We start from the raw sequence: 17,812 nt of genomic DNA on the forward strand, positions 1-17,812 counted from the left end.
GGGGGGTCGGCCCCCCGGGGGGGGGGGGCCGCGCGGGGGGGGGTGCGGAGGGGGCTGGGGGGCGGGGGGGGGGGGGGGCCCCCGGGGGCCCCCCCGCCCCCGACCGGGGGGGGGGGGTTGGCCGGCGGACGGAGCGTTGCCATCCGTGCCGGGGCTGGGGACACTGACGGCATGAGCCGAACCCGCCGCGCCATCTCGCTGGCATGTGCAGCCTCGTTCGGCGTCGCCGGTGTCATCTTCCTGGTCGACTCCCACCCCTCGGCCTACCTCGCCATGGCGGTCGGCTTTCTCCTCCTCGGGCTGAGCCGAGGCCGATGGTGGACGGCGATCGTCGGGCTGGTTCCCGCCCTCGGGTGCCTGTTCGTCTGGGACCTCGCGGTGCAGTACCCCTCCTCCACCGTCTACAACCTGAACGACGGTCTGGGTGCGATTGCCGACCTGGTCTGGCCCTTGATGGGTTTCGCGTGGGTGACCGCGCTGATGGCGCCCGACTTTGCCCAGGACGCCGCGACACCCACAGATCACGTGATGTCGGCTGTCGCCTTGAGCGCACTCCTCATCGGTCCGTGGCACCTGGCCTCGTTCAACGTCTCGATCAACGAGATTGGCGGCCCCTACGGCCCGGCGCAGTATGTCGTCGCGGGGACCCTTTTGGTGGCGGCCGCGGCCATGATGGTTCGAGACTTCTCCGCACGGCGCAGGGGTCAGCGGGCGCACCCCGCCGCGACGTGATCCTGGTCGGAGGACCGCAGCGGGACGAGGCGGCACACGCAACGCGTCCTCTGGAGATGGGCGGGCTGGCGACCCGGTCAGCCAGGGCTTCGACCTCGACGCCTTCGCGGCAACGGGTGGAGAAGACCACCGATGACGGTGGCGGAATCCACCCGTTAGCTACGCGGCCCACCTCGTGGGCAGCGCCTCGCAGCAACGGGTGGAGAAGGCCACCGATGACGGTGGCGGATTCCACCCGTTAACCACGCGGCCCACCTCGCGGGCAGCGCCTCGCAGCAACGGGTGGAGACGGCCACCGATGACGGTGGCGGAATCCACCCGTTAGCTACGCGGCCCACCTCGTGGGCAGCGCCTAGCAGCAACGGGTGGAGAAGGCCACCAATGACGGTGGCGGATTCCACCCGTTGGCCACGGCGCGGGCGCTGGCAGGGCCCAGGGCAGTGCTCGCAGCTAGCGGACGAGGCGGTCGAGCAGGGTGGTCAGCTCGGCCGCGGGGTCGCGGGTGAGGCCGCCGTGGGGGCGTGACGGCTGGATCACCGTGCTGCGGGGCGCCTCCAGCCAGCCGAACCTGCGCCAGGGCCGGGCCGCTGCGTCCAGCCCTGCGACGGCCTCGCCACGGCATACGGCACGAACCGTCTCAAGCCCGTCGCCCAGCGCGTCGAGGTCGACGTCCGCGCAGAGGGCCCGCAGCCGCGACGCGTCGACGTGCACGGCCGCGTCGAGGAAGCCCGCGTCCTGGCTGTAGATCACGACCCCCACGTTGACGAACTCCTCGCGCTCGACGCGGGGGACGGCGCGCAGCACGAGGTACTGGTAGGCGAACCAGGGGGAGCGCTCGGCGTCGGCGGTCGGGACGTAGCGCCGGGCCGGCTCGCTCATCGGGTCCACCGCCGACGGGCCTCCTGGGACCGGGCCAGGTCCTCCGGGCCCTCGCTCGGCGGTCCCGCGGGCGGGCCGGGCAGCCAGGCCGAGCGGTCGGCCAGCCGGGCGAGCAGGCAGTCGACGTATGCCGCACGCACGGCCTCGGGGGAGTCCAGGCCGGCGAGGCCCTCGACGGGGTGCAGCCACTCGGCGGGCACCGCCTCGACGGCCGCCCGCACCACGTCCGGCGTCAGCACCGCAGCGCACGCACCGTCGAGCGCCGACACGTCACCGGCCGGGCCGCGCAGGATGTGCCGCTCGGCGTCGTAGGGCTGCGCCGCGAACCGGGCGGGGTCGACGCCGCGGGACGGCCACGAGTGGTGGAAGTACAGCGCCGCCCCGTGGTCGATCGCCCACGTCTGGCCGTGCCAGCGCAGCAGGTTGGGGTTGCTCCAGGTGCGGTCGACGTTGGCGGTGAGGGCGTCCAGCCACAGGATCCGCCCGGCGAGAGCCGCATCCGGCGGCTGGGACCCGTCATACCCGAAGGCACCCGGCAGGAAGTCCACCCCGAGGTTGGGGCCGAGGCTCGCGGTCAGGACGTCCTGGACCTCCTCGTCCGCCTCGAACCGGGCGATCGCCTCGTGCAGCTCCAGCACCACGAGCTCCGGCGTCGGGATGTCGAGGGCGCGGGCGAGCCCGGCCACGATGACCTCGGCCACGAGCACGCGCGGGCCCTGGCCGGCGCCGGTCAGCTTCATGACGTAGGTGCCGTCGTCGGACGCCTCCACCAGGCCGGGCAGCGAGCCGCCCTCACGCAGCGGCAGGACGTAGCGTGTCGCCGTCACCCGCGCGAGGGCGGTGGACAGGGTCATCGGCGGGCGACCGTCATACGCGCCCGGCCTCCTTGGCGACCGCGTAGGTCTGGCGGGCGATCTCGCCCTCCTCGTCGGTCGGGATGACGAAGACGCGCACCCGCGAGTCGGCGGTGGCGATGTCGTGGGCCTGCTTGGAGCGGCCGGCGTTGAGCTCGGGGTCGACCTCGATGCCGAGGATGCCGAGGCCCTCGGTCGCCATGCGCCGCACGACGACGGAGTTCTCACCGATGCCGCCGGTGAAGACGATGGCGTCGAGCGACCCGAGGGCAGCGGTGTAGGCGCCGATGTACTTCTTGAGGCGGTAGGTCGCGACCTCCTGCGCGAGGCGGGCGCGGTCGTCGCCGGAGGCGCGCAGGTCCTCGACGTCGCGGCTGTCGCTGTGCCCGGTCAGGCCCTTGAGCCCCGACTCCTTGTAGAGCGCGTGGTCGACCCCTTCCATGGTCAGGCCGGCGGCGCGGACCATGTGCATCGGGATCGCGGGGTCGATGTCGCCGCTGCGGGTGCCCATGACCAGGCCCTCGAGCGGGGTGAGGCCCATCGACGTGTCGATGCTGACGCCGCCCTTGACGGCGGTGACGGAGGCGCCGTTGCCGAGGTGCAGGACGATGACGCTGACCTCGCTCGGGTCCTTGCCGAGCATCCGCGCGGCCTCCTGCGAGACGTAGAGGTGCGAGGTGCCGTGGAAGCCGTAGCGCCGCACGCCGTGCTGCTCGCGCCACGCGTGCGGGACGGCGTAGGTGTAGGCGTAGTCCGGCATCGTCTGGTGGAAGGCGGTGTCGAAGACGCCCACCTGCGGCAGGTCGGGAAAGAGCTCGAGCGCGGCGCGCAGCCCGACGAGGTTGGCGGGGTTGTGCAGCGGCGCGAGCGGCGTCAGCTCGTCGAGCGTGTCCAGCAGCTCGTCGGTGACGAGGACGGCGTCACTGAACTTCTCGCCGCCGTGGACGACGCGGTGGCCGACCGCCACGAGCTCGGCGTCGGCGAGCCTCGGCCCGACGCGGTCGAACATCTCGACCACGGCGGCGATGGCGGCCTTGTGGTCGGGGCAGTCGATGGCCTTGGCGACCTTGTCGCCGCCGCCGGTGTGGGTGATCTTGGCGCTGGGCAGCCCGATCGCCTCGACCAGCCCGACGGCGAGCACGTCACGCGTGCCGACCTGGACGAGCTGGTACTTCAGCGAGGACGACCCGGCGTTGAGGACGAGGACCGAAGGCATGGGTGTGACTCTCTGGCTGGCGGGGCGGTCTGGGCGGGCTGGTCAGGGGGTCTCGGCCAGCTGGGCGGCCGGCGCGGGCAGGGTGGACTGGATGGCGGTGATCGCCACCGTGTTGACGATGTCGCGCAGGGTGGCGCCGCGGGACAGGTCGTTGACCGGCTTGCGCAGGCCCTGCAGCACCGGGCCGATCGCCACGGCGCCGGCGGTCCGCTGGACGGCCTTGTAGGTGTTGTTGCCGGTGTTGAGGTCGGGGAAGATCAGCACGGTCGCCTGCCCGGCGACGGCGGAGCCGGGCGCCTTGCTCGACCCGACCGCGGGGTCCACGGCGGCGTCGAACTGGATCGGTCCCTCGACGAGCAGCTCCGGCGCGCGGCGGCGCACGATCTCGGTCGCCGCGCGGACCTTGTCGACGTCGGCGCCGGACCCGGACGTGCCGGTGGAGTACGACAGCATCGCCACGCGCGGCTCGATCCCGAACGCCGTGGCGGTCTGCGCCGAGGAGATGGCGATGTCGGCGAGCTGCTCGGCGTCGGGGTCGGGGTTGACGGCGCAGTCGCCATACACCGTCACGTGGTCCTTGAGGCACATGAGGAAGCTCGAGCTGACCACGGAGACACCGGGATTGGTCTTGACGACCTCGAGGGCCGGCCGGATCGTGTGGGCCGTGGTGTTGACCGCGCCGGAGACCATGCCGTCGGCCTCGCCCATCAGCACCATCATCGTGCCGAAGTAGGACGGGTCGATCACGACCTCGCGGGCCCGCTCGACGGTCATGCCCTTGTGCGCCCGCAGCTCGGCATAGCGCGCCGCGAACCGCTCGACGTGGTCAGGGTCCTGGGGGTCGATGATCTGGGCGCCGGTCAGGTCGACGCCGATCTCGCGCGCCCGCGCCTGCAGCTCGTCGGCGACGCCGAGCAGCGTGATGCGCACCGTCTTGCGGCTGAGCAGGATCTCGGTGGCGCGCAGGATCCGGTCGTCCTGCCCCTCCGGCAGCACGATGTGGCGGTCGGCGGCGCGGGCCTGCTCGAGGAGGCGGTGCTCGAACATCAGCGGCGTGACGATCGAGGGGTGCGGCTCGCGCAGGTGGCCGAGCAGCGCGTCGGTGTCGACGTGCTCGGCGAACAGCTCGACGGCGGTGGCGACCTTGCGGGTCGAGGCGGGCGTCATCCGGCCGCGGACCCCGCTCAGCGCCATGACGGTGTCGTGGGTGCCGCCCTGCGTGGTCATGATCGGCAGGCTCGAGCCGAGGCCGTCGATCAGCCGGCGCACCTGCGGGGGCAGCTCGAAGCCGCCGTTGAGCATGACGCCGGCGATGCTCGGGAAGGTGCTCGACTGGTGCGCGAGCAGCACGCTCAGCAGCACGTCGGCCCGGTCGCCGGGGGTCAGCACGAGGGACTCGTCGAGCAGCCGGTCGAGCACGTTGGGCATGGTCATCGCCGCGGTCACGAAGGCGAGCGCCTCGCGGTCGAGCAGCGACTCGTCCCCGGAGATCAGCTCTGCGTCGGTGGCCTTGAGCAGGTCGCGGACCGTCGGGGCGGACAGCACCGTCGAGGCCGGGATGACGTATGTCGGCAGGCCGGCGCCTCCCGCGGAGCCCGCCGTCACGCCCTGGACCGCCGCACGGAGGTCCTCCGCAGCGGCGTCGGCGCGGTTGACGACGACGGCCAGGGGAGTGGCGGAGTTGGTGCGCAGCTCGGTGAGGGCCATCTCGACGACGGTGGCGACGTCCTCGGTCTCGCGGCCGTGCGCGCCGACGACGAGCAGGACCGGGGCCGCGAGGTTGGCGGCGATCCGGGCGTTGTAGGAGAACTCTGTCGGGCTGGTGACGTCGGTGAAGTCGGAGCCGAGCACGAGGACGATGTCGGCGCCGTGCTGGATCTCGTGGTAGCGCTCGACGATCCGGGACAGCGCGCCGTCCGGGTCCTGGTGGACGTCGTCGTACGACACGCCCACCGCCTCGGCCGGCGACAACGGCACCGAGCTGCGCGACAGGACGGTCGCGAGGACCGTGTCGTCCTCGGGCACCCCCTCGGTCACGGGTCGATAGACCGCGACCCGGGCATAGCGCCGGGTCAGGGACTCGAGCAGCCCGAGGGCCACGGCGGACTTACCGCTGTGGCCCTCGGCGGACGCGACATAGACGCTGGTCTCCACAGGGACGAGGGTAACGGGCGGCGCCCGTCGACGTCGGGCGGGGTCAGCGGGCGAGGGCGAAGACGCGCCCGGAGACCTCGTCGAGCTCGACGAGGACGAAGACCTCCTTGCGCGTGTCCACCCACGGGTGCAGGCCGAGCTCCTCGAGGCGGTCCGCCTCGTCCATGTTGTGCACCACGTGCGCGTCGCCCTTGCCGATGACGCTCCACGCGGTCTGGGTGGTGACGTCGTCGATCTCGATGGCGACGCGCGAGGCCACGACCAGGGAGGCCAGCTTGCTGCCCTCGGCGGTGCGGAACACGAGGCGGCCGTCGTGGACCACGTAGTTGATGGGGGTGATCTGCACGTCCCCGACGGCGGCGGTGGCGAGTCGGCCGAAGGTGGTGGACCCCAGGCGCTCCCAGCACTGCTCCTCGGTCATCTGCTGCACGGGCTCGTTGACGTCGCTCATGGGTCAATCCAAGACCCGCCCCCGGGGGTTGTCGACCGGAGGATCGTGTCTGCTTCCTCACGCCCGCGCGCCCGCGCTGGTCGGAGCCCGAGGGTTGAGCCCCCGGGCGGTCGGGGTATCCGACCCGCCATGACCTACCCCCCGCAGCCCGGTTCCGGCCCCTACGACCCCCGGCCCGGCGACGCCTACGACCCGCGTCCCGGTGACGCCTACGCCAACCGCCCGACGGACGCCTACGGCAACCCGTCCGACGCCTACGGCCAGCAGGGCGGACAGTTCGGTGGACAGCCTGGGCAGTATGGCGGCCAGCAGGGCCAGTACGAGGCGCAGGAGTCCGGCCGGTCCGGCCCGAGGCTCTTCCCCTTCCCGCACTGGAGCACGCGCACCCGCAACGGCACCTCCGTGTCCGTCGGCGGCTGCTGCCTGCCGCTGCCGATCGGCTGCCTCGCGACGACGCTCACGGTGGGTGCGGTGGCCGCCTCGCGCGTCTATCGCCACGTGCGTCGCTGAACGTCATTGAGCGTCTCTGAGCCTCTCCCAGCGCGGCTGACCAGAACCTCGCCGTCGATGGCGTAGGGTGTGGGCAGCGGTCCGCCCTGTCTTGCCTCGGGCTGCAGGTGTCACGACCGGTGTCCTCACCCCGGTCACGCTCGTCGGCTCGTGCCGGCGCGCCAGGTGCACACGTCGATGCGTCATCGCGTCGCTCGTGCCCGGCGAGACGCTCGCCGTCTTACGGAGATCTTTTGAGCAACAATGCTTTTGCGCGCCTTGGCGTGCCCACGTCCCTGTCCTCTGTCCTGGAGGGCAAGGGCATCACCGAGCCGACGCCCATCCAAGCCGTCACCCTGCCGGACTCGCTCGCCGGCCGCGACGTCCTCGGTCGGGGCCGCACCGGCTCCGGCAAGACCTACGCGTTCCTGCTGCCGCTCGTCACGCGTCTCGCGTCGTCGGGCAGCCGCCGCACCCCGAGCCGCCCCCGCGCGCTGATCCTGGCGCCGACCCGTGAGCTCGCCACCCAGATCGAGGCGGCCGCCGCGCCGCTCGTCGCGGCCGAGGGCCAGCGCACGCTGACCGTCTTCGGCGGCGTGGGCCAGGGCCCGCAGGTGTCGGCCCTCAAGCGTGGCGTCGACATCCTCATCGCCTGCCCCGGCCGTCTGCAGGACCTCGTCCAGCAGGGTCTGTGCGACCTCGGCGGGATCGAGATCACGATCCTCGACGAGGCCGACCACATGGCCGACCTGGGCTTCCTGCCCACCGTCAAGCGCCTGCTCGACCGCACGCCCGAGCGCGGTCAGCGCATGCTGTTCTCCGCGACGCTGGACGCCGGGGTCGACGTGCTGGCCAAGCGCTACCTGCACGACCCGGTCACCCACCACGCCGACTCGGCGCAGTCGCCCGTGTCGGCCATGGACCACCACGTGCTGCACGTCCACACCGACGACCGCCTGCCGGTGCTGGTCGACCTGACCGCGGGCCCGGGCCGCACGGTCGTGTTCACCCGCACCAAGTACGGCGCCAAGAAGCTCACCAAGCAGCTCAACCGCTCCGGCGTGCCGGCCGTCGAGCTGCACGGCAACCTCGGGCAGGGGGCGCGCACCCGCAACCTCGACGCGTTCCACTCCGGCACGGTCCAGACGCTGGTCGCCACCGACATCGCCGCCCGCGGCATCCACGTCGACGACGTCGCGCTGGTCATCCACGCCGACCCGCCGGTCGAGCACAAGGCCTATCTGCACCGCTCGGGGCGCACCGCGCGCGCCGGGGCCGCCGGCACCGTCGTCACGATGATGCTGGACGACCAGATCAAGGACGTCCGCGACCTGACCCGCGCGGCCGGCATCAAGCCGACCACCACGCGCGTCGGCCCGGACCACGCGCTCCTGCGCCGTCTCGTGCCGGGGGAGCGCACGTATGCCGCGCCCACCGACGCCACGGTCGTCTCTCCTGACGCCCAGCAGGGCTCGGGCCGTCGTGGGGGAGGCCGCCCCGGCGGTCGCTCCGGCGGTGGCGCACGCCAGGGTGGCGGCAGCCGCACGGGCCAGTCGCAGGGTCGCCGTCAGGGCTCCGGCTCAGGCACCGCCCAGGGCGGCTCCGGCGCCCGTCAGGGTGGCCAGCAGCGTCAGCAGTCCGCCGGCCAGCCCCGCCAGGGCGCGTCCGGCGGTGGCTCCCGCGGCGGTGCCCGTCCGGCCCGCACCGGCGGCGCCGCGGCGTTCTCGTCGGGCTCCTCGGCAGGCCGTCGCAGCCGCTGACCGACCGCGCCTCGCGATTCGGTGATCGGTGCTGCGTCTGCTAGAGTTTCACGTCGTTGCCCCGGTGGTTCCCACCAGGCGCAGCACCACCTGTCCGGGTGGCGGAATGGCAGACGCGCTAGCTTGAGGTGCTAGTGTCCTTTATCGGACGTGGGGGTTCAAGTCCCCCCTCGGACACCAAGTAATGTCTCAGATGTCAGTCAAAAGACCGGACCCTTAGGGTCCGGTCTTTTGACGTCTGGACGGCACCAAGGGTTCAACGGTTGGTGCGGAGGCAGATTGCTGGCGACTTGTCGGGCCCCTTGGTAGGCGGGGCCCTAGGGACGGCTCGGGCCCAGATCCCGGCGCGTGTGGCGGTCGCGCGGCACGACCTCGCCGAACGAATCAGCCGTGCAGGGTGCGCAGGACGACGAGCTCGCGGAGGGAATTCGCCGAGCAGGTGGCCCTGCCCTGCAAGACGTCCCCCAGGCTGTTGCCGTCGACGACGTCGTGTACCGACAAGCGGGCAAGCCGGGTCCCCAGGGCTACCGCGTACCCATCTCGCATCGCGTCGTACAGGGCGCGCTGCCGCCACCGCGCAGGCCCCACCGGGTGGCCCAGGCCCGTCTCACGGGGCCCAGACTTGCCGAATTGGATCTCGCTGCTCGGGTTCGTCCAAAACTTCTGGTGTGAGGCCGCCTTCATGCAGACGTCCTCGAAGGCGTCACAGTAGCTGCGATAGGCACCTTGCCATGGCAGGGCGGCGGCCCACGCGGGAGCGAGGGTAACCCCACGGAACCGATTGAAGTGCTGCTCCTCGTCGAGTTCCACCACAATCCCACCCAGGCAAGCATCCCAGGAACGGGGCGCGAGCCGGGGCTTCAATTGGACCCCACCCAATTGCTCGTACAGCAAGTCGATTTCGTGGGCGAGTGCCTTCAAATGCTCCCTGCGCGGTGAGGGCGGACGGTCTGTGGGTATGGATGTCAGGCCAGCGCTTTCGAGCAAGCGTATGAGAGCCCTACCGCGTTCGCCGTTACTGACCATTTCGCGATAATGCCCCACCACCAGGTTCCGTCACGCGCTCGCCGCCACTCTTTACGCAGATGGGCTATGGGTCCCGTTGCCGAAACCTGCCACAGCAGCCCGGCTCGCGCGTTAGGGTGCGAGAACGTTAGTTGTCTGGAGCGACGATGTTCCGGGGCAGGAGTGGGTCATGAGTGGATACACGGTCATCGATTTCGAGACGACCGGGGTGGTCCCCGAGCGCGGAGACCGCATTGTCGAGATCGGTGTCGTCAATGTTTCTGACCTAGGGGAGATCCAGGGCCACTGGTCGACACTGGTCAACCCGCAGCGCGACGTCGGGCCATCCAACATTCACGGCCTGACCGCCTCCGATGTGCTCGGCGCACCCACCTTCGATGAGATCGCCCCCTATGTCCTCGACGCCGTCGCTGGCCGCACCGTCGTTGCACATAACGCAGTCTTCGATCTGCGCTTCCTAGCCCACGAGTTGCTGCACGTCGGGGTCCCGTTGACGGACTTGCCACTTTCCGGTGTCTGCACCATGCGATGGGCCAGCGCCTACCTGCAGACGCCCAGCCGCAAGCTCATCGACTGCTGCACCTCCTGCGGCGTCGACCTCGTCGACGCCCACTCCGCGCACGCGGACGCACTCGCCACCGCAGGCCTGCTCGCGCACTACCTGGAGGCATGCCGGTACGAGCCCCCGTGGATGGATGTTGTCCAGTCGACCCGCGGCTACGTGTGGCCGCCGTACGCAACGTCTTACCCCGAGTTGCGGATGGTCCGCAGAGGGGAGGGCCGGGATACGCAGCGCGGTGACACATGGCTGGACCGGCTCGTCAGCCGACTCCCGCGATCGGCCGACTACCGCGTCGACTCCTACCTTGAGGTCCTCGGCCGCGCTCTGCTCGACGGAATCCTTGCCGAGCACGAGAAGGATGAGCTCGTCGCCGTTGCCGACATGTGCGGCCTTACCCGCGGGGTGGTCCTAGACGTCCATGGCTCCTACCTCGAGGCAATGGCTCGCGCTGCGCTGGAGGATGGTGTCGTCACCCCTGACGAGCGCGCCGAGCTGAACCGGGTGGCGGCCCTGCTTGGCTTGCACCGCGGTGACGTGAGTGCCGCGCTGGCGGCTGCCAGCGACGCCCTCGACCAGGACGTACCGGCAATCGACTCGCCCATGACGACCGCTGGTATCCAGCTCGAGGTGGGGGACCGAGTCGTATTCACCGGCGTGATGAGCCGCGAGCGGCCCGAGTGGGAGTCGCTCGTGCGATCCCATGGGCTGCAGCCCGGCGGGGTCACGAAGCAGACCAAGGTTGTGGTGGCTTCAGATCCGAACTCTATGTCCGGCAAGGCTGCCAAGGCGCGCGCCTACGGCGTTCCGATCATCACCGAGGCGGCCTTCGAGCGGATCTTCATCGCCTGGGCGGCGACCGCGGCATAACCTGCTCGCCCCGCATTTCGACTTCCTGGGGATGGACAACCAGAACGACTGTTCCGGCGGCGCACCTCGGTGTCATCGGCCAATCTTGGCGATTGTTTGATGTGAGTCCTGACGCAGCAAGTCATCCACGCACAGCGCCGTGGCCATCCGAGGCGCGGAGTCTCCCTTGACATCCGTGGGCACCCCGCAGTCGCGAATCCACGTTGTTCGCACGGTAGCAGGCGGCCACCCGTTCGCGGCTGCTTCAAGCGTCCTCCTCGCTGCATGTCTCCTGGGGCGCTGGTTGACGGCCGAAGCGTGCAGCTCAACCGGGGGATTCGTCGTCAAGGACCCATGTCATTCGCAGTGGCAGGGCTGCCCGCGTCCTGGCCGGGAGTCTGTCATAGGTCTCGTACACGCGCTTGAGCAGCGCATCTGCGTCCCAGATACGCAGGCGGGTACGCAGCTGCCTGAACTCCCGGTCAGCGGCGCTCGTGACACCGCCCCAGGCGACGAGGAGTGCTTGGTCGGCCTGGTACTGCGCCATCGCGCTGTGCAAGCCACGAACCACCGGGGCCCCCACTGCCGTGTGCTCCGACTTCACCTCGACGATGAGCGTGGGCGAGTCAAGCCCGAGACGACCCGTTCCCGCCAGGATGTCGACCCCTCCGTCCGGACCGGCAGGAGAGACGACGCACTCGAAGCCCAAAACTTCGAGAACGTCCGCGACGAGCCGCGTGAGCTTGTGCCCTGCGAAGTTCTCCACGAGATGGGTGCGAATCCGGTCCTGGATGGCCTCCAGGGTCGGCATGGACACGGGATCGAGAACATCGCTGGCGTCATCGTCGGGGGCGGGCTCCACAGGGACGCTCCGGGTGGCTGCTGACCTGGGTGGCTGGTCAGCAGTCGGGGTCGATGTGGGCAACAGGTTGTTGCCCACATCGGTCCCGGTCTCCATGACCGCAGCGAGGCCGGCCTCTGCATTGTTCCGGGAGGGGCTGAAGACGGTGCGGATCGCGTTGAGGCTGTACAGCAGGTCGTCCTTGATGGCTCCCTTCGAGACGGGCTCAGGGGACCACGTCACGGGGATCCTGTGGCGACGGCTCGCATCAGGATTGGCGTGGTCGTACTCGTAACGGCCCGAGCATCGACCGATGGTGAGTTAGCCGCTCCGCAGCTTCGACGGCATGACGACGATGTCGCCCGGTTCGATGGTTTCGCGAAAGGCCCATAGCTGCCCAGCGGTGGCGCCGATCTTATGGGGGCTCTCGTCGGGCAGGTGCGCCTCAACCAGAGCACGAACGTCCTCGCGCGAGCGGCAGCCGCTCAGGTCTGGAACGCCCCAGCCGACCGTGGCGCAGCCCGTGTCGAGCGTACTGCTCGTTCTCGCCGCCCGCGCCTGCGCGTACTACCCATGCGGTCACGATGCTGGTCCTTTCCTCGCGTCAGTGGGGAGGATGTCGAGGGGTGGGAGGGCGTCAACAATCTTCATCGTCTCGACGCTCACCGTGACGATCCGAGCGAGCAAGTCGAGGATGTAACGGGGGTCGTCGACCTCGTGGGACCAGTCGTTCGGGTCGTTGACGATGCCCGACGCTTTGTCCGTCTTTACCTGGTAGCGGTCCATGATCCACTCAACGGCCGATCGGGAGCCGAGCATGTAGCGGTAGGCGTCCTCGGGCATGCCGGACACGGTGATGTGACCGTTGTACTTGATGGTCGACTTGTCGGCCACGAGCTTCTTCGTCTCGGGGTCGCGCTGCTTGGCGAAGGCCATCTTCTCCACGCGGTAGAACTCCCACGCCACCGCGCCGGACGGCTGCGCGTCGAGGCCCTCCAACGGGTAGGGCTCGACGGTCTCGTAGTCGAGGTGCAGCTTCGCGAGCTCTCGGCCGGCCTCGACGTACGGCCATGGGTCGGTGACGAGCGGGATGCGCGGCAGCACCTTCTTGAGGTCAGCTGCGTACGTGGCGCGGTAGTCCTGGGAGTGGAGCAACCCGTAGCAGTAATCGAAAATGTCGTCCTTGGTCAATCGTTGACCATAGGCGGCGCGGAAGCGGGCCAGGGCGCCATCGGTGATCGCGTCAACGCGCACGTGGCCGTCGATAGCGCGTCCTCCGTCGTCAACCTCGTCGAACGCAAGCAGCCCCTCCAGCTCTTGAGGGGCGACAGGGGCGTTTACCCAGCGAGGAAAGCACTGGCCAGTGCTTAGCGTATGGAAGTTCGGGATGGCGTCGACGACAAGGATGGAGCTGTCAGACGTCGCGCTGGGGCCTGACACGTACAGTGCTTGAGTGGCGACGCCCTCGCGGAAGAATTTGACTGCGCCCGGACGTTCATGCAGCGACTGGTTAGCTGACACCCACTGCTTGAAGAAGGGACGGTACACGGCGACCCTCGGAGGCTTATCATCTGGCGGTAGGTGGCGCCCACGGCGCAATTCATTCTCGAGACCGTCGCTCCAACTGATCTTCCGCTTGTCCAGCTCCGCGGATCGGTCCCGGTGGCCCTCGTCAACAAGTCTGTTGAACGTGGAAACCATTCGCTCAACGCTCTCCCGCAGGTTTTCGCGAGAGGAGGCGTAGACCCACGGATCACGGCTAGTGGACGTCCCCGGTGCGAAGTCCTGGAAGATGCCGCCCTTGAGGGGGATGAAGGCTTCGAATGACACAGATCGCTGGTCTAGCCAGTCGCCGTACTGGTTGGGCGTGACGGCTGTGGTTGGAACGTGTGTGATATCTATTGCTCTTGCGACGGTCGTTAGCTTCTGCTCTCGTGTGAGATAGTCTCCCACCATGCTGTAATGAATTTTGGCCGGTCCCGCGTTGCCTGGGCTCTTGATGAGTATCGTAATAGCAACTGTCGCCTGCGAGCCTGCTCCGAAAATTTGACCACCTTCTCTCTTCCAGTCGGTGGCTCGCATATTTCCCTTGAGATTGTAGATGTAGATGTCGCTGAATTCTGTCGACAGGGATCGACGCATTTGCGCAAAGGCATTGTTCTCGAGCCAGCCACCGTTGGTCACATAGGCAACGACGCCGCGCTCCCCGATGCGCATCGATGCCCATTTGATAGCGCGAACATAAGAATCGTATAGATTTCTCAAAAGTTTGACGCCAGAAGCGCTCCCGTACGAATTCCTGATGGCTTCATCCAGGTCCGGGTACTTTTCGTTGGCGCTGGCATCGTTGGCTGACCTCTGCCCAACTGAGTAGGGTGGATTTCCGACAAGGACGGTGATGTCGAGCTTCTTGAGGTGCTCGAGCCGCTCGTTGTTCTGGACGAAGACGGTGGTGTCGAGGCGGTCGTCGTTCTCCCAGGACTGAAAGGTGTCGGTGAGGATGAGCCCGGGGAAGGGCTGGTACTCCCCGGGGTCGTCGAGGGTGCCGGCCTTCTGGTCCTGAAAGGTGGTCTCAATGTTGACGGCGGCGATGTAGTACGCGAGCAGCAGGATCTCGTTGGCATGCAGCTCGTGCCGGTACTTGCGCACGAGGTCCTTCGGTTCGATGAGGCCAAGTGAGAGCAGGCGGGCGACGAACGTGCCGGTGCCGGTGAACCCGTCGAGGACGTGGACGCCCTCGTCGGTGAGGCCCTGGCCGAAGTGCTTGCGCAGCACGGCGTCGGCCGAGCGGAGGATGAAGTCGACGACCTCGGTGGGGGTGTAGACGATGCCGAGCTTGTCGACGGTGCGCTTGAACGCGGTGGCGAAGAACTTGTCGTAGAGCTCCACCATGATCTTCTGTCGGCCCTCGGCGTTGTCGATGCCCTCGACGCGGCTGCGGACGGAGGCGTAGAAGCCTTCGAGGCTGCTGTTCTCGGTATCCAGGGAGTGCTCGTCAAGGGCCTCGAGCATGCGCTCCATGGTCTGGGCGACGGGGTTGTGGGCGGCGAAGTCGTACCCGCCGAAAAGCGCGTCGAACACGGGCCTGGTGATGAGGTGCTGGGCGAGCATCTCGACGGCGTCGTCGCGGGTGATGTTGTCGTTGAGGTTGCCGCGCAGGCCGGTGAGGAACCGGTCGAACTCCGGCTGCACTCCCGACGCCGGGTTGTCGAGGAGAGCGGTGATGCGGGTGATGTGCTGCTGGGCGATGCCGGCGACGTCCTTGGCCCAGGTCTCCCAATAGCGGCGTTCGCCGACCTTCTCGACGATCTTGGCGTAGATGGCATCGCGGTAACCGCCGAAGTCGAGGTCGAGCATCGCCTGCTCGGTGGCGTCGTCGACCCCCGTCAGGTTGCCGTCGCCGTCGATGTGCCCGATGCCGATCTTGTCGTTGCGCTTGTCGCGGTTCAGGTCGAGCTTGTTGATCGTCGCCTCGAACCGGTCGTCGTGAGACCGCAGCGCCCGCAGGACCTTCCACACGCCGGCGTACTTGGCGTTGTCCGACAGCGCCGCCTCGGGGGACATGCCGGTGGGGATGGCGATGGGCAGGATGATGTAGCCGTAGTCCTTGCCCTTTGCGGTGCGCATGACGCGGCCGACGGACTGGACGACGTCGACCTCGCTGCCGCGCGGGGACAGGAACATCACGGCGTCCAGGGCGGGCACGTCAATGCCCTCGGACAGGCATCGGGCGTTGGTCAGGATGCGGCAGGTGTTCGGCTCGGGCTCTGCCTTGAGCCAGTCCAGGGCGGTGTTGCGGGCGAGGGCGTTGAAGGTGCCGTCGACGTGGCGGCACTCCACGCGCAGGTCCATCGACGCCGCGACGTCCTCGGCCTCCGTGTTGTCCTCAGTGCCGACGGGCGCGTCGAGGGTCTCGATGTGCTGGTCGACGACGGTGGGGAAGGCGGTGGCGATGGCCTTGCTCGTCTTGATGTTGGGCGCGAACGCGACGGCCCGCTTCATGGGGGTGAGCGACTCGCCGGTCGTGGTGTCGAAGTGCTTGGCCAGGCCGTTCCAGCAGCCGATGATCCGGGCGGCGTCGCCGAGCTGGATCTCGCCGTCCTGTGCGAGCTCGGTCTGGAAGTTCGAGGCGACGTACTTCTCGTCGACGGTGAGGATGAGCACGCGGTAGTCGGTGAGGTAGCCCTGCTCGACGGCCTTGCCGAAGCCGATGCGGTACAGCTCGGGCCCGTAGAGGGTCTCGTCGTCCATGGAGGCGATGACGGCGGCGTGGTCGTCGGCCTTGCTGCGGGCGTCGGAGCCGAAGATTCGCGGCGTTGCGGTCATGTAGAGCCGCTTGATGGCCTTGAGGTAGGTGTCGTCGTGGACGCGCATGAAGGGCGACTCGTCCGCGCCCGCGATTTTCGCGCCGGTGGTGCGGTGGGCCTCGTCGCAGATGACGAGGTCGAACGGAGCGAGGTCGCCGGCCTTCTGCGCACGGTGGATGACGTCGATGGACTGGTAGGTCGAGAAGACGACCGTCATCCGGTCCGTCTTGGCCTGCGCGGAGCGGATGCGGTTGATGAGCTCGTCGGTGTTCGTCGTCGACGGCAGTGCGAGGTCGGAGGCACGGATGTCCTCGCTCGTTGCGCCGGACCTCGCGGTGGCCTTGGTGTCGGAGCACACTGCGATCGGAGCCAGGGGGACCTCTGCCGCAGCGGACCACTCGCGCAGCGTCTGGGAGAGCAGGCTGATCGACGGCACGAGGAACAGCACCGTCGTGCCGGGCCCGGCGATCTGCTCGGCGAGGCGCAGGCTCGTGAAGGTCTTGCCGGTGCCGCAGGCCATGATCAGCTTGCCGCGGTCATGCGCCTGCAACCCTTCGGTGACGGCGGCGATAGCCTCGCGCTGGTAGGGGCGCAGCGGCTTGTCGTCGGACTTGGTGGGTAGCTGGTCAGGGCGGTCCCAGGTGAAGGAGTCCCAGTCGAGGTCTGCGGCCTCGAGGTCGGGCAGGCCGATCACCGTGACCGGGACGGCCTGGTCCTCGATCGTGCTGCGGGCGTGGGAGTTCCACTTGTCAGTGGTAGAGACGATGATGCGGCGCTTGAATGCCGACCCGCCCGAGGCGGACAGGAAGGTGTCGACATCCGGCTTCGAGACAGTCGTTCCCGGGGCGTAGAACTTCGACTGGATCGCGACCATCCCACCTGTCAGGGCGTCCTTGGCGACGAGGTCGATGCCCGTGTCCGGACGCCCCTGACGGCCGGGCCAGTCCTGCCAAAGCCACACGTCGTCGAACTGCTCGGTCCACAGCGGGTCCGTGCGCAGATACTGCAGCAGCAGACGCTCAAGCATGCTGCCCTTGTCGTGCTCGGACGTCGCCATGCCACGCAGCTGGTCCAGGACTTCGTACACCGTCGTCGACATGGGCCTGATTCTCACCGGCGATGCGCGATGAGCAAGCCATCAAGCCCGGCGCGTCTCCGTCCCGTCTGCTCCCCCGCGATGTAGGTGACGCCCAGTTCCCGCTGACCAGCGGGTCCAGGCGCCATCGACACGCACTCCCGGGTGGGGATTTCCGGCCACGGTGTAAGTCATCCACTCGACCGGGGTCTACGCGTCCGTCTAGTCCTGGGAGATGAGGTGAGAGATGACCTCGTCGCGAGGATCGAAGGCGACGAGGGCGCGGGGTCTGTCGGTGGTAGCGGCTAGCGTGGACGACGTAGTGACGAGAATGAGGGAGGCCGTCATGGGAGACGCGATCGTCGAAGAACTCACGCGCGAACAGGCGACGCAACAACTGCAGGACATCCAGGCCAAGCTCGGGCCGATCGGCGACGCCCGCGCCCGGTCCAAAGCGGGTCTCCTCACCACACAGGAGGAGGACCTGCTGCGGTGGGCCGAGTCGCTGCTCTGGCTCCTGGCCGACCAGTGAAGACCGTTGACCGGAGGTGAGCACCGGGCCTGAGGCCGTTGGTCGTGGCGGTGGCCGGGGGATCGTCATACGGAAGGGATAGGGTCGG

Annotated in this window: 13 protein-coding genes and 1 tRNA gene; 6 read left to right on the top strand and 8 right to left on the bottom strand. The window is 68.8% G+C overall.

From position 1 onward, the window contains the following. Window positions 1-171 precede the first annotated feature (171 nt). Window positions 172-732, top strand: a complete 561-nt coding sequence (locus B4E97_RS07755) for a hypothetical protein (protein ID WP_286959368.1) — start codon at window positions 172-174, stop codon at window positions 730-732. A gap of 450 nt (window positions 733-1,182) precedes the next feature. On the opposite strand, the gene B4E97_RS07760 is transcribed toward B4E97_RS07755, so the two are convergent. From B4E97_RS07760 to B4E97_RS07780, 5 genes are read right to left on the bottom strand one after another with little or no spacing between them, the layout of a single operon-like run. Next, on the bottom strand, window positions 1,183-1,611 hold the full coding sequence (locus tag B4E97_RS07760) for a DUF3037 domain-containing protein (RefSeq protein WP_286959371.1): 429 nt from the start codon (window positions 1,609-1,611) through the stop codon (window positions 1,183-1,185). Then, window positions 1,608-2,465 (bottom strand): HipA family kinase, encoded by an 858-nt coding sequence (locus B4E97_RS07765; RefSeq protein ID WP_286959373.1) that lies wholly within the window; start codon window positions 2,463-2,465, stop codon window positions 1,608-1,610. Before B4E97_RS07765 ends, B4E97_RS07760 begins: the two co-directional genes overlap by 4 nt. A 13-nt stretch (window positions 2,466-2,478) precedes the next feature. Continuing rightward, on the bottom strand, window positions 2,479-3,681 hold the full coding sequence (locus tag B4E97_RS07770) for an acetate/propionate family kinase (RefSeq protein WP_286959375.1): 1,203 nt from the start codon (window positions 3,679-3,681) through the stop codon (window positions 2,479-2,481). Between the two features lie 42 nt (window positions 3,682-3,723). After that, entirely contained in the window at window positions 3,724-5,835 is a 2,112-nt protein-coding gene (gene pta, locus B4E97_RS07775; RefSeq protein WP_029212614.1) for a phosphate acetyltransferase, read from the bottom strand. Window positions 5,836-5,878: 43 nt separating this feature from the next. Beyond that, window positions 5,879-6,286 (bottom strand): pyridoxamine 5'-phosphate oxidase family protein, encoded by a 408-nt coding sequence (locus tag B4E97_RS07780; RefSeq protein ID WP_029212615.1) that lies wholly within the window; start codon window positions 6,284-6,286, stop codon window positions 5,879-5,881. A gap of 129 nt (window positions 6,287-6,415) precedes the next feature. On the opposite strand from B4E97_RS07780, the gene B4E97_RS07785 reads away from it, so the two are divergent. The 3 genes from B4E97_RS07785 (at window position 6,416) to B4E97_RS07795 (ending at window position 8,715) form a co-directional block, all read left to right on the top strand. Next, window positions 6,416-6,796, top strand: a complete 381-nt coding sequence (locus B4E97_RS07785) for a hypothetical protein (RefSeq protein ID WP_286959378.1) — start codon at window positions 6,416-6,418, stop codon at window positions 6,794-6,796. Between the two features lie 263 nt (window positions 6,797-7,059). Beyond that, entirely contained in the window at window positions 7,060-8,535 is a 1,476-nt protein-coding gene (locus B4E97_RS07790) for a DEAD/DEAH box helicase (protein ID WP_349681171.1), read from the top strand. 92 nt (window positions 8,536-8,627) lie between these two features. Beyond that, window positions 8,628-8,715 (top strand) — tRNA-Leu (locus tag B4E97_RS07795). A 204-nt stretch (window positions 8,716-8,919) separates the two neighbouring features. Here the strand turns inward: B4E97_RS07795 and B4E97_RS07800 are convergent. Beyond that, window positions 8,920-9,561 (bottom strand): DUF7255 family protein, encoded by a 642-nt coding sequence (locus tag B4E97_RS07800; protein WP_422652879.1) that lies wholly within the window; start codon window positions 9,559-9,561, stop codon window positions 8,920-8,922. A 169-nt stretch (window positions 9,562-9,730) separates the two neighbouring features. Here B4E97_RS07800 and B4E97_RS07805 point away from each other — a divergent pair, with 169 nt between their 5' ends. After that, the gene (locus B4E97_RS07805; RefSeq protein ID WP_286959383.1) at window positions 9,731-10,990 is read left to right on the top strand and encodes an exonuclease domain-containing protein; all 1,260 of its coding nucleotides are present in this window, start codon (window positions 9,731-9,733) and stop codon (window positions 10,988-10,990) included. A gap of 304 nt (window positions 10,991-11,294) precedes the next feature. Here the strand turns inward: B4E97_RS07805 and B4E97_RS07810 are convergent, their stop codons facing one another. Both B4E97_RS07810 and B4E97_RS07815 read right to left on the bottom strand, forming a co-directional pair. Then, window positions 11,295-12,053, bottom strand: a complete 759-nt coding sequence (locus tag B4E97_RS07810; RefSeq protein ID WP_286959385.1) for a restriction endonuclease — start codon at window positions 12,051-12,053, stop codon at window positions 11,295-11,297. 336 nt (window positions 12,054-12,389) lie between these two features. After that, the gene (locus B4E97_RS07815) at window positions 12,390-17,216 is read right to left on the bottom strand and encodes a DEAD/DEAH box helicase (protein ID WP_286959386.1); all 4,827 of its coding nucleotides are present in this window, start codon (window positions 17,214-17,216) and stop codon (window positions 12,390-12,392) included. A gap of 322 nt (window positions 17,217-17,538) precedes the next feature. Between B4E97_RS07815 and B4E97_RS07820 the strand changes: the two genes are divergently transcribed. Then, complete coding sequence (locus tag B4E97_RS07820) at window positions 17,539-17,724, top strand: hypothetical protein (protein ID WP_239263844.1); 186 nt, start codon at window positions 17,539-17,541, stop codon at window positions 17,722-17,724. Window positions 17,725-17,812 lie beyond the last annotated feature (88 nt).

It is taken from the genome of Arsenicicoccus sp. UBA7492 (genome assembly GCF_002479615.1).
Taxonomy (GTDB): Bacteria; Actinomycetota; Actinomycetes; order Actinomycetales; family Dermatophilaceae; genus Arsenicicoccus; species Arsenicicoccus bolidensis.